The sequence below is a fragment of the Polaribacter porphyrae genome, assembly GCF_002954685.1.
GTDB classification, from domain to species: domain Bacteria; phylum Bacteroidota; class Bacteroidia; order Flavobacteriales; family Flavobacteriaceae; genus Polaribacter; species Polaribacter porphyrae.
Map to the genome: position 1 here is coordinate 812,065 of NZ_MSCN01000001.1, position 12,418 is coordinate 824,482.

Annotated in this window: 15 protein-coding genes; 5 read left to right on the forward strand and 10 right to left on the reverse strand. The window is 28.0% G+C overall.

The genetic code is table 11. The features are described from left to right. From BTO18_RS03735 to BTO18_RS03750, 4 genes are all read right to left on the reverse strand, one after another. Positions 1-1,008 (reverse strand): NADP-dependent oxidoreductase, encoded by a 1,008-nt coding sequence (locus BTO18_RS03735; RefSeq protein WP_105014939.1) that lies wholly within the window; start codon positions 1,006-1,008, stop codon positions 1-3. A gap of 29 nt (positions 1,009-1,037) precedes the next feature. Beyond that, positions 1,038-3,026 (reverse strand): alpha-ketoacid dehydrogenase subunit alpha/beta, encoded by a 1,989-nt coding sequence (locus tag BTO18_RS03740; RefSeq protein ID WP_105014940.1) that lies wholly within the window; start codon positions 3,024-3,026, stop codon positions 1,038-1,040. A gap of 105 nt (positions 3,027-3,131) precedes the next feature. Continuing rightward, positions 3,132-3,611 (reverse strand): Lrp/AsnC family transcriptional regulator, encoded by a 480-nt coding sequence (locus tag BTO18_RS03745; RefSeq protein WP_105014941.1) that lies wholly within the window; start codon positions 3,609-3,611, stop codon positions 3,132-3,134. A 74-nt stretch (positions 3,612-3,685) separates the two neighbouring features. Then, positions 3,686-4,744 (reverse strand): M14 family zinc carboxypeptidase, encoded by a 1,059-nt coding sequence (locus BTO18_RS03750; RefSeq protein WP_105014942.1) that lies wholly within the window; start codon positions 4,742-4,744, stop codon positions 3,686-3,688. A gap of 341 nt (positions 4,745-5,085) precedes the next feature. On the opposite strand from BTO18_RS03750, the gene BTO18_RS03755 reads away from it, so the two are divergent. Continuing rightward, positions 5,086-5,445, forward strand: coding sequence for a helix-turn-helix domain-containing protein (locus BTO18_RS03755; protein WP_105014943.1), 360 nt, complete (start codon positions 5,086-5,088; stop codon positions 5,443-5,445). A 33-nt stretch (positions 5,446-5,478) separates the two neighbouring features. On the opposite strand, the gene BTO18_RS03760 is transcribed toward BTO18_RS03755, so the two are convergent. The 6 genes from BTO18_RS03760 to BTO18_RS03785 all read right to left on the reverse strand — a co-directional run bounded on the left by BTO18_RS03760 (position 5,479) and on the right by BTO18_RS03785 (position 9,495). Next, positions 5,479-5,901 carry a thioesterase family protein gene (locus BTO18_RS03760; RefSeq protein ID WP_105014944.1) on the reverse strand — a complete coding sequence of 141 codons (423 nt, stop codon included), beginning with the start codon at positions 5,899-5,901 and terminating at the stop codon, positions 5,479-5,481. Between the two features lie 162 nt (positions 5,902-6,063). Next, positions 6,064-6,933, reverse strand: a complete 870-nt coding sequence (locus tag BTO18_RS03765) for a DUF5777 family beta-barrel protein (RefSeq protein WP_105014945.1) — start codon at positions 6,931-6,933, stop codon at positions 6,064-6,066. 4 nt (positions 6,934-6,937) lie between these two features. Beyond that, on the reverse strand, positions 6,938-7,483 hold the full coding sequence (locus tag BTO18_RS03770; RefSeq protein ID WP_105014946.1) for a YceI family protein: 546 nt from the start codon (positions 7,481-7,483) through the stop codon (positions 6,938-6,940). A 14-nt stretch (positions 7,484-7,497) separates the two neighbouring features. After that, positions 7,498-7,914: an OB-fold protein gene (locus BTO18_RS03775; protein ID WP_105014947.1), complete on the reverse strand. Its 417-nt coding sequence runs from the start codon at positions 7,912-7,914 to the stop codon at positions 7,498-7,500. Between the two features lie 5 nt (positions 7,915-7,919). Beyond that, entirely contained in the window at positions 7,920-8,261 is a 342-nt protein-coding gene (locus tag BTO18_RS03780; protein WP_105014948.1) for a c-type cytochrome, read from the reverse strand. Between the two features lie 148 nt (positions 8,262-8,409). Continuing rightward, a complete protein-coding gene (locus BTO18_RS03785; protein WP_105014949.1) occupies positions 8,410-9,495 on the reverse strand; it encodes a LytR/AlgR family response regulator transcription factor in 1,086 nt (361 codons plus the stop codon). Positions 9,496-9,626: 131 nt separating this feature from the next. Between BTO18_RS03785 and BTO18_RS03790 the strand changes: the two genes are divergently transcribed. The 4 genes from BTO18_RS03790 to BTO18_RS03805 all read left to right on the forward strand — a co-directional run bounded on the left by BTO18_RS03790 (position 9,627) and on the right by BTO18_RS03805 (position 12,394). After that, complete coding sequence (locus tag BTO18_RS03790) at positions 9,627-10,058, forward strand: OB-fold protein (RefSeq protein ID WP_105014950.1); 432 nt, start codon at positions 9,627-9,629, stop codon at positions 10,056-10,058. A 1-nt stretch (position 10,059) separates the two neighbouring features. Then, a complete protein-coding gene (locus BTO18_RS03795; protein WP_105014951.1) occupies positions 10,060-10,608 on the forward strand; it encodes a YceI family protein in 549 nt (182 codons plus the stop codon). Further along, positions 10,598-11,512 (forward strand): DUF5777 family beta-barrel protein, encoded by a 915-nt coding sequence (locus tag BTO18_RS03800; protein WP_105014952.1) that lies wholly within the window; start codon positions 10,598-10,600, stop codon positions 11,510-11,512. The genes BTO18_RS03795 and BTO18_RS03800 overlap by 11 nt, the downstream gene beginning before the upstream one ends. 210 nt (positions 11,513-11,722) lie before the next feature. After that, positions 11,723-12,394: a hypothetical protein gene (locus BTO18_RS03805; protein WP_105014953.1), complete on the forward strand. Its 672-nt coding sequence runs from the start codon at positions 11,723-11,725 to the stop codon at positions 12,392-12,394. Positions 12,395-12,418 lie beyond the last annotated feature (24 nt).

The following is a 12,418-nucleotide window of genomic DNA, read 5'->3' on the forward strand; positions in this document are numbered from 1 at the left end:
CTACTCTTCTATCACTTTTAAAACCAATTTCCCTTTTTTATCACCAGAAAAAAGCCTGTTATAGGTTTCGTGAAAGTTTTCAATACCCTCATAAATAGCTTCTTTAGATGTTAATTTTCCTTCTTGCATCCACATTCCCATTTGTTTGGCTGCATCACCAAATTTTTTAGCATAATCCATTACAACCATTCCCTGCATTGTAGATCGTGTAACTAATAATGACAAATAATTGCTTGGACCATCAATTTTAGATTTGTTATTATATTGAGAAATTGCTCCACAAATTACAACTCTGGCATGCATTCTTAATTTACTTAATGCAGCATCTAAAATTTTACCACCAACATTATCAAAATATACATCTACACCTTTTGGGCATTTTTGCTTTAATGCCGAATAAATATTTTCTGATTTATAATCAATAGCTTCATCAAAGCCTAATTCGTTTTTAATATAATCACATTTTTCTTGTCCACCAGCAATACCAATAACTGTACAACCTTTTATTTTTGCAATTTGGCCAACAACACTACCAACTGCACCTGCAGCTCCAGAAACCAAAACGATATCACCTGCTGTAATTTTGCCAACTTCTGTAATTCCAAAATAAGCAGTCATACCTGGCATCCCTAAAATACCAATATACTTTGGCATTGGTGCTAAACGTGTATCTACTTTATACCAACTATCTCCATTTGTTATAGCATACTGCTGCACTCCTCCCCAACTTGTAACAACATCTCCAACTTCAAATTTAGGATTTCCATTATTTTTTATCACTTTTCCAATTGAGCCAGCACGCATTACATCATTAATAGCAACTGGTGGAATGTATGATTTTGTATCATTCATCCAACCACGCATTGCAGGATCTAAAGAAATATAATGATGCTCTACTAAAATTTCGCCCTCTGCTAATTCTGGAACTGGATTCGTTTCTAATTGCCAAGTATCAGCATCTGGCACACCAACAGGGCGTTTTTTAAATATGATTTGCTTGTTATTCATTTGATATTTTTTAATTGTGTTAAAAATACTCAATAATTATGGATTTCTAATATCTGTTTTGTTAAGGTTGATTTTCCTAAATATTGGTTTTCCAATTCTTTTTGAAAAGGAATTGGTGTTTCTAAACTTGCAACTCTTTTTACTGGAGCATCTAAAAACTCAAAGCAATTTTCATTAATTAATGCTGAAATATCACTTGCAATACCTCCAAACATTGAATCTTCTTGCACAATAATTACTTTCCCTGTTTTTTTTGCAGATTGATAAATAGCTGCAGTATCTAAAGGTTGTAATGTTCTTAAATCGATAACATCAGCAGCTATTTTTGGGAGTTCTTTTAAACTTTCTAAAATCCAATGTACTGTAGCTCCATAACCGATAATTGTTAAATCATTACCCTTTTTAAGCAAATTTGCTTTACCAATTTCAATCGTAAAATAATCTTCAGATACATCTTGATAAACAGATCTGTAGAGAGCTTTGTGTTCAAAAAACAACACAGGGTTTGGATCGTTAATAGCTTGAATTAGTAAACCTTTTGCATCTTGAGGAAAAGCTGGGTATAAAACCTTTAAACCAGGTGTTTTGGTAAACCAAGCCTCATTGGTTTGGCTGTGAAATGGTCCAGCTCCTACTCCTGCTCCACAAGGCATCCTTACTACTACATCTGCATTTTGATTCCATCTGTAATGAGATTTCGCTAATAAGTTTACAATTGGATTAAAGCCTGATGAAACAAAATCTGCAAATTGCATTTCCATTACTGATTTTATCCCATTAATTGATAAACCATAAGCAGCAGACACAATTGCTGATTCACAAATTGGTGTATTTCTAACTCGTTCTTTACCAAACTCATTTACAAAACCATCAGTGATTTTAAAAACGCCTCCATATTCTGCCACATCTTGCCCCATAATTACCAAATCGTGATGCTTTTGCATGGATAATTTTAATCCATCAGAAACTGCATCTACAAAACGGATATTCTTCTTTGTAGAAGAAGGTTTGATTTCTTCATATAATGAGGATTTATAAACATCATTTAATTCGGTTTTGATATTTGGTTGAATTACTTCTTCATCAAAAGCAATTTTTAGATGCTCGTTGATTTCTTTAATTATTTCTTTATGAAACTCATCTTTTAAGCTTTTTGTAAGCACTTTTCTGTCAAATAAAAACTGCTCAAAATTTTTAATTGGGTCTTTTTCTGCCCAAGTATTCATTAATTCTTGGGATACATATTTAGTACCACTAGCTTCTTCATGACCTCGCATTCTAAAAGTTTTAAACTCAATTAAAATTGGTCTAGGTTCTTTTCGAATACTTTCTGCAAGTTTATTAACTTTTGTAAAAACGTCTATTATATTATTACCATCTATAATATGGCTTTCCATACCATAACCAATACCTTTATCTGCTATATTTTTACAATTAAACTGCTCTGATATTGGTGTTGATAAGCCATAACCATTATTTTCAACACAGAATAATACTGGTAAACTCCAAACAGAAGCCACATTTAGTGCTTCATGAAAATCGCCTTCACTTGTGCCACCTTCACCTGTAAAAACAGCACAAACTTTTTGTTCTTTTCTTAATTTGTTAGCAAGAGCAATACCATCAGCAATACCTAATTGAGGTCCTAAATGAGAAATCATCCCAATAATATCAAATTCTTGTGTACCAAAATGAAAACTTCTGTCTCTTCCTTTTGTAAATCCATTCATTTTACCTTGCCATTGAGAAAATAGCCTATACAAAGGAATTTCTCTAGTAGTAAAAACACCCAAATTTCTATGCATTGGCAAAATATATTCGTCTTTATTTAAAGCTGCAGTAACACCAACTGCAATTGCTTCTTGCCCTATACCAGAAAACCATTTTGAAATTTTACCTTGTCTTAAAAGGATTAACATTTTCTCCTCTACTAAACGAGGTTTTAAAATGCTTTTATATAAATATAATAAAGTTTGATTATCTAACTCTAAATTTGAAGTATATTCAATTTTTGACATCACAAATTATAAATTTCATAACAAACTTAATCATTATGAATTTTATTCCATAAAAAAACCTTATCATTTTTATGATAAGGTTTTTTTAAAATTTATTTATTGTTTTTATAACTCTGCAAATATTGCATGCATCATTCTCTTTTTGTCGTTAATGCTTTCTTCTAGAGCAATCATAGTTTCTGTTCTGTTCACTCCTGGTACATCATCTATTTGATAAATAATATCTTTGGCATCATTGGTGCCTTTAGCTCTAACCTTACAGAAAATATTATATTTACCAGCAGTAACGTAAGCCACAGTAACATTAGGTATTTTCCTTAAATTTTCAATAACATTTTGAGTCATTGAAGTTTTTTCTAAAAATACACCAACATGTGCTATAAAGGAATACCCCATTTTTTCGTAATTAAGGGTTAATGTTGAACCTTGAATAATACCTTCGTCTTCCATCTTCTTAACACGAACATGAATAGTTCCTGCTGAAACAAGCAATTGTTTTGCAATATCTGTAAAAGGTGTTCTTGCATTTTCTATTAGGATGTCTAGAATTTGATGATCAATTTCATCTAAAATAAATTTTTTCATTTTATATATTATTCAATTAACATGACAAATTTATGAATTTAATTTAATTAAAAATAACTAAAAATGAGAAAAATTTAATTTTTCTTATCAACGAAAACGATTTCGCTATGTCCAATTTTATTAAAAATATCTTTTTCATCTACCTTTTCAAGTGAAGAAACTAATTTGCTATCGATAATTTCATCCTTGTATTGAAAAGCAACATCATTTCTTGAATTTTGATGTCTGTGAATAACATCATAAAAGATTTTGGTATTATTAGGAATAGAAAAATAAGCTTTGTAAGCTATAAATTCTTGAGAAGTAGCAATATGATAAATGCCTTGCAGAATGGAATAGAATGTAAATTCTCTGGTTTTTTCTCTATCATAATCTTTTGGATAATGACCAGATTCAATAAGAACAGTATTATAACCTAGTTTTTGAAAATTATCTCCAGTAGCTGTTGGGTAAAACTCATCAGTATATCTACCAATATGATTTGGAATAAAGTTTTGCAGCATTGTATTCATAGCTACAATAACATTCATGGTTTGAATTCTACCTCCAGTTAAAGCTCTAGTTTTTTCTTCTGAAGGAGCTAAAAAGGATATTGTTGCAGGGTTTTTTGTGCCTTCTACACCAAAAATAGTTCTCTGATCATGTAAATTAAAACAAAATTTTGGATTGAATTTTTCTAATATTTCTCGAAGTAACTTGCTTTCTATTGCAACTTTATCAACAGCATCTCTATTTAAATCTATATTATTCGCATTTACTCTTGTATAAGCTTCAGAACCATCAGGGTTTAGCATTGGTAAGAATAACAAGGTGCATTCTTCTAAAATAGTTTTAAAAACATTATTAGATGAATTAGAAAAGCAATTTAAAATATCAAAAAGAGCTTTAGTACCAGTACTTTCATTACCATGCATTTGAGACCAAAGCAAAATTTTCTTTTTACCTGTTCCTGTTTTTAGAGAGAAAATAGGTCTATCTTGTTCAGAAAATCCTATTTGTTGAACTATAAAATGTTCTTTGTGTTTATTAAATAAATCCTTAATATCATTAAAAGTTATCCACTTACCAAAAAGATTTTTCTCTTTTTGTTGATTAAATATTTCCTCTAAAAATTGAACAGATAAAATTTCCACAATAGTAAATTATTAATGCAAATTTACACTTTAGTATAGAAGCAACCAATTATAATTTTACAATTGTAACTACTATTGAAATTACAATTGTAAACTTAAAGATATCTAATATTGAATACATTTGTAAACACTATTCAAAATAATAACACTACTATAAAATTATAGAATAGCAAATATTTATTTTATTTTTAAAAACATATTTAGTTTATTAAAAATAAGTTAATTGTGTGTTTTAAATGAAGTTTTACTTTATTAAAAAATCAGAGTGTGTAATATTTGTAAAAATATATTTTGAAGACATATTATATTAATTTACATTTGTATTGTTACAATTGTTTACAATGATAAATAGTACAGATTTTGCTAATCGAATAAAAAAAGTGATGGATTTTCATCAGCTTTCAGCCTCTCTTTTTGCTGATAAAATTGGTGTGCAACGTTCTAGTATTTCTCACATTTTATCTGGTAGAAACAAACCTAGTTTAGATTTTATTTTAAAAATCACGACTACTTTTAAAAATGTAGATATACATTGGTTACTTAATGGAAAAGGAAATTTTCCAAAAGAGAATAATACTTCAACTCTTAAAGCCTCTCCTACTCCACCAAATCTATTTCAAGATTCTTCAAATACAGGAAAGCAAATTCAACGAATTGTAGTTTTTTATAATGATGGTACTTTTGATGAGTATAGAAAGTAAAACTTCTTTCGAAAATATTAGGTCTGGTAAATTTTAACTTGCTTTGTTTAAGATGGTTTCTTGCTTAAAATATTTAGTAATTACTTTTGGAGGCGTAATTACTTGCCAGCTAGAATAATCAAACCATGAAAATTCTCTTTGTAAGCTTGCTACAGGTTCATTTTTAGAATTGTAAAAACTAACAAGGATAGTCATTTTTTGCAACGTGTAATCAATGTTTTTAAACTCTAGTAGCATTGTAAATTTTTGAGTAAATAATAAGGGTTTATTTTGGTTAAGTTGATCACTTTGCTTTTGTAAACCTACTTTTAAGGTGTTCATTTTAAGCTTTGTGTAACCTTTTACAAACAAAAAAGTTTCTACTATTTTAGAGGCATATTTTAAGTAAGCATCACTTTGCATTACCATAAAATCATTCACATCTGTACCTTGCACTGTATATTCTCTTTGAAACATTGTTGTAATTTTTAAGTTAAATTTAGGGTATAAGACTCTAATTCATACATATTGAATGAATTAAATAAAAGCAGATTAATGATTGCTTAAAAAATGAGTACTCACCTCATTAATCTGCTTTTGGTATTTCAGCTTTGAATTTTTCTTTCGAAAATTGGATTCTTAAAAGGTTCTAGAAATGTTAAATCCAAAATGGATATCACCTCCAAAGAAATCGCCAGTAGTTTCAGCAATAAAACCTTTTTCGATCATCGTTCTTGCATTTGAGAAAATCAATTGAAATACATGGCCTCCAGTTTCTATATCGACTCCAAAGGCAAGTGAGTTTTGAGCATTAATAGATACAGATTCGTTAAAAGCATGATAATATTCGCCATTTAAAGAAACTCTGTTACTCAATTTTACACGGCTACCAAAACCAAGAGCAAAAATTCCATTTGGGTCTGCAACATTTGTAACTGTATTTCTATGAATATATGTTGGTGTAAGTTGGTATGAGAAAGATTTACTTACTTTTCTTGCAATTAATACTTGCCCTACATAAGATAAGTTTTCTGCAAAACTTCTCTCTTTAATTGGGAAACTTTCTTCTTGTGTTTTTGCAGCAATGCTTCCAAAAAGAGAAATTGCAAACGGAAAGGACTTTTCTCCTCTTCTTTGTTTAAATAAACTATATTTTAAAAAAGAATCGTATGTTTTTTCGAAACTACTTCTACCAATTCCAATAGTTAGATTATCATTTAAACCATATTCTAAAGAAAAACGCACATTAGATTCATCTAAACCAAATAAGTCTTTAAAACCAGTATTTAAACGTCCAAATCTATGTGAGATTATAAACTCTAGCTCTTTATCTTTTCTATTCTCTACAGAATGTCCATTTAAAATTCGAGTTCCTTTAAAAGTTGATGTTACAACACCATCTGTTTTGCTTTTAGGAGCTTCATCATCTAGTATATCAAGTAAGTCATCTTGACTAAACATAGCAATATGAGTTGCTATAAAAAAAATGGTTAGTACAAATTTTTTCATGTTTTTATTTCTTAAAAGGTGTATGGTTAAATTTAAAACTTACTTTTATGTTTTTTGCAATATTTTTAGCAACTACTGCAGGTATTTTGATACCAAAATCATCTAAATTTACTGTAAACTCACCATCAACCAAAATTGCATCATCTGTTCTTGTAAAATTACCTTCTATAAGATATTCTTTTGTAACACCATGTATGGTTAAATTCCCTTTAACTTTTGCTTTACTTTTTGTACTATTAATAGCATCAAAATTAAGGATACTACCTTTAAATGTAGCTTTTGGATATTTATCTGATTCTACATAATTCTCATTAAAATGTTCTTGCATTAATGCTTTTTCAAATAAAAATGATTTCATTAAAATTGATATTGCCATTTTACCAGTTGTAGCATCTATGATGCTTAAAACTTGATTGTTGTCTGCAGTAATATCTTCCATAGGTGCTTTTGAGAAAAAGTTTACAGCACCATTTTTTGTTAAATACCTTTCTTGACTATTACTAATTGTTATAATAAACAAACAGCAAATTAATGTGATAATTGGTTTCATGATTTATTTTATTTTTAGTTGATAATTTCTGATTTTACAAGGATAACATCCATAAGATATCCTGTACAAATTCCTTTAACTGTTATATTTTGTCCTTCTTTAAGGTTATTGATACTTTTTGTAGCTTCATCAGACAAATGACATTGAATGCTACCAAAATCATCATCAGTTTTTAAGGAAATGATTCCTTTATTATTTTCTACTTTAATTGATGAAATAATACCTTTAACACTAACTATTTTTTCTAAATATTTTGTATTGGCTTTAGTTTCATCCGTAGAAAATTCATTTAAAAAAGCATTTGCATTAACACTAAAGTCTGCTTTAGTGTCATTAACATTTACGTGAGGTTTGTTATACATTTTATAACCCACTACTCCCCCTAACATTCCTAGAATTAGAAGAACAACAATAATTTTTTTCTTATTCATAATTTCTAATTATTTAGTGCACCTGCATCAACCCAACAACTTATGGCTTGAATTTCTGCATCTGATAGTGATCCTCCTTGAGGCATTCTTTTGCTTACAATTTCAGTTTTTACAATAGTTGCATTTGTACTAACTCCAGTATAAGTTGTTAAATTAGGAAAGTTACCTCCTGTTCCATGGCATTGAATACAGTTACTGTCTATAATTGGCTTTACATCTACTGAAAATGTAATCGCATCACAAGGATCTAGTTCTTCTACTTCGTCTACATTAGATAAGCAAGATGCAAACAAAATGCCAATGCTCAATAAAAAAAAGTGTGGTTTAGTTTTTTGGAAGTTTATCATTATAGTTGTTTTTAATTACACTGTAAAGTAACTAAATTAAAAGGATTTACAAAGCATCAACTTTTGCGAAAGGGAAAGATTTTAGTGTAAAAAGGAAAAAAATAGCTTGAAAGTAATTTGAATTTAACAGGTTTTAGCCTACGAATGACTAGATATTTAACCATTGTTTAAATTCGGCGGCTTTATTTTTACTAATAATTATTTCTTCTGATGTTTTAGATTGTAATAGAATTTTTAACTGACTATTACCATACTTAATAATCTTATCAATAGCAGTTATGCTAATAATAAATTGTCTGTTCGCTCTAAAAAATATACTAGAATTTAAATTAGAATACATGTCATCTAAACTCATATTTGTGGTTGATCTTTTACCATCAAAACAAACTACGTATGTAATTGTATTTTCTGTATATACATAAGCAATATCTTTTATATTTACAGGAACTAACTCGTTTCTAATGTAGGTTAAAATTCGTTCTTTGTCTTTTTCTTGGGGCTCTTTTGCATCAATCTGCTCTGGTTTTTCAGCTACTTTTTCTTTGTATGAAACCAAATCTGTATTTAATTTAGATAAATTAATTACTTCTGATGCTAATGAAGAATTTTTTAATTCTAGCTGCTTTTCATAAGCACTTCCAATAATTCTTACTGCAAGAAAAGAGAGTACTATCACTAAAATACCCATCACAGAAAAAATAAGGTAGAAATTAGTTTTTAAAGCTTTCATTTGTGCCTTTATACTATTTAAATTTACATTAGCAGCAACTATTAAATCAGCATTTTTAATTGGTGATATATGAATTATTTCTGATGAAGCAACGTTATTGGCGTTCATAAGTAAATCATATAAATCGTCAGAGTTATTTTTTTCTTTTAAGGATGATAGTAATGTTTTGTTAGAGTTTACTAGCTGCCCTACTTTTGTTTTATCTGGGTTAGCCACCTCTCTTCCACTCCAATTAAATACACTAATAAACCAAGTATCGGTATTTGAGTTTTCAATAATTTGTTGCGTATTTTCAACAATTTTATCTTTCTCTATTTTAGAATTTAGTTGAAAGCTAATCAATTTAGCAATTTCATTTGCCTCTCTTTTACTAGACTCTACCTGTACTTCTATAAGCTGATTAGCACTTACTTTTATAAAATATTGAGAGGCTATTAAAGCAATTAGTAAAAAAACTGCAGTAATAGATAAAAATGTTAAAAAATAGAGTTTGTCTTTTTTCATTGTATTTAAAAGTGGAAATATACTACTATTCTTTACTTTTTGTCAAGCATTTATTCCTCTTTAAGTTATTTTTTTCCTTTTTAGCGTATTTTCTTTTTTAGATACTCAAATTTTAATTTTCTTTGATAAATATGAAACTCAAAAACAAATTCTTTTTATTAATTGTTTTTGTATTAATACTTATTAATACATACCATTATATTATTCCGTTGTTTGTAGATTCATCAGAAAAGAATTTAAAAAATGAAACCGTAGCTTTTACAATACATTCTAATGATTTGTTGCGAGCATATTCTAAAAATGAAGAAAAAACAGATACCATTTATACTAATAAAATTATTGAAGTTATTGGTACTGTTAAAGAAATTTCTTTTTTAAATAGTAGAAACACTGTAATATTACAAAGTAATTCTAATACATTTGGGGTAATTTGTGATGTTAATTCAGCAGAAAAAGAAAAAATAAAAACGTTGAAAGAAAATCAAAAAATAATAGTAAAAGGACTTTGTAAAGGTTTCTTAAAAGATGTAATTTTACTAAATTGTTCCATAGAAATTTTATAAAATGAATAAATTTTTACTTCTCTTTTTAATATTGTTCTCTTTCAGCAACTTTTCGCCTAAAGAAAATCAATTTATTGCTAGATTAGGACAAGTTTCTTTTTTCTCATACACATCTGTAGAGAATATAGAAGCTAAAAACAATCAAGTTGTAAGTATTTTAGATACAGATAAAAAAGAGATTGCAGTAAGTATGATAATGCGTGCATTTGTATTTAAAAAGGATTTAATGTACGAACATTTTAACGAAAGTTATATAGAGTCAGATATTTATCCAAAAGCAAGTTTTGAAGGCAAAATCAAAGACTTTGATACAGACTTAAAAGGGAAACAAACTAAAATAATTCATGGATCTATAACTATACATGGCATAACCAAAGAAGTAGATATAAAAACCGTAATTGATAATTCTGATGGTAATTATATTGTGAGTGGTAGTTTTGATGTAGAAGTAAAAGATTTTCAAATTAAAATTCCACCAATTTTATCGAGTAATATTGCAAAAACTATTTCTATCAAATTCAAATTTCAATACAAACCTTATGAAGAATAGTATAAAGAAACAATTATTAGCATTGCTTTTTATAGTTGCATATTCTTCTTCTATAAATGCTCAAGACTTACTAGATAAGTTAAACAACGAACTTACTAATAAACCTTTATATGAAATTGCCACTTTTAAAACAACTAGAATTGGTTTAGGTCATTCTATTGAAACTCGTAAAAAAGGAGCTTTAGAAATTTCTTTATATAACAGATATTGGAATATCCCCAACTTTGCAGGGCAACGTTTTTTAGCTGATGTTGTTAGTACACGTTATGGTTTAGATTATGCTTTTTCTGATAATTTTACTTTTGGTTTAGGTTATACAAATCATGATAAAATTACTGATGGATTTCTTAAATACAAGCTTTTTAAACAACGTAAAAACTCTAAAAAGATGCCTTTTAGCATTACTTTAGTACAAGCTTTATCTCATAGAAAACTGGAAAATGCAAATGGCAATATTTATCAACAAACTAGTTCATCAACAGATAAGTATGCATTTACGAGTCAGGTTTTAATCGGAAAAAAAATTAATACTGAATTATCTTTACAAGTTGCACCCACTTTTATTCATAGAGAAGAAAACCCGTTAACAAACGACCCAAATAATCAGTTTGCTGTTGCTTTTGGTGGGCGACATAAAATAGGAAATCATGCAGCTATTGTTTCAGAATATTTTTATGTAACTAATCCTTTAAAGTCAGTTCAAACTTACAACGCTTTTATGGTTGGTGTTAATTGGGAGTTGAGTCATTTGCTTTTACAGTTTCAAATTACAAATGCTAGAAATTTTGCTGAAGATACTTTTATAACACAAACCCGAAATAATTTTAATGCCAAAGATGGGAATTTCCATTTCGGATTCAATGCAACTTGGGTTTTACAAACGAAAAAGAATAAATTAAAATAGTTTTTAGCTTTATTTTCTGATATTTTAATTATTTCTTTCTGATGTTTTACAGTAATAAACTGTTATTTAGTTGAATAAAATGGTTTATTCTATATTTTTTTGTATTAAAAGAAATATGTTTATCTAAATTCTTTAACTAGTAAGAAGTAAAGTTTTAGCTGAAACAGAGAGGATAGACCTCAAAAAAATCATTTTTAAATTTTTCTTAAAATGAAAAAAATCAACTGGAAATATGGTGTTGGAGAAGTTATTATTGTAATTATTGGCTTGTATGGAGCTTTTTCTTTAAACACATTTAGAGAAAATGTTAAGAATACAAAACTGAAAGTTGAATATTTAGAGAGTTTGGCTTTAGATATTAAAACAGAAATAAAAACACTTAAAAAAAATGATGGTGAAATTTACACCATTCTAAAAACCATTCATGATATAAAACCTTTTTTAGGTAAGAAAAAAGGTAATAGAGATACAATTGTAAATAAAGTTTTTGAACTTTCTACTATGGTTGATTTTTATCCAGAAAATAATACTTATAAGACGTTAATTAATTCTGGAGATATGAAATTAATCGATAATTTTAAACTGCGAAGAACTATAGAAGAACATTATTCTCAACATAAACTAACATTAAAAAGTTACAAAAAGCTAGCAACTATCTACGAAAAATATTTTACAGATTTGTTTGTTAGAAAAATTGATTTTGACGAAATTAAAAAAGGAAATTATGATTTTTTAAATGATAAGCTGTTAAAAAACTTAATAGTAACTATTGAAGGTTCTTATTACTTAATTATGAACGAAAATAGAAAATGCAATAAAAGTAATCTTAATTTATTGGAAAGAATTAACACAGAAATTGCAATTTGCAACTCTGATATTTAATTAAATATGAATTAAGAAGAGTTA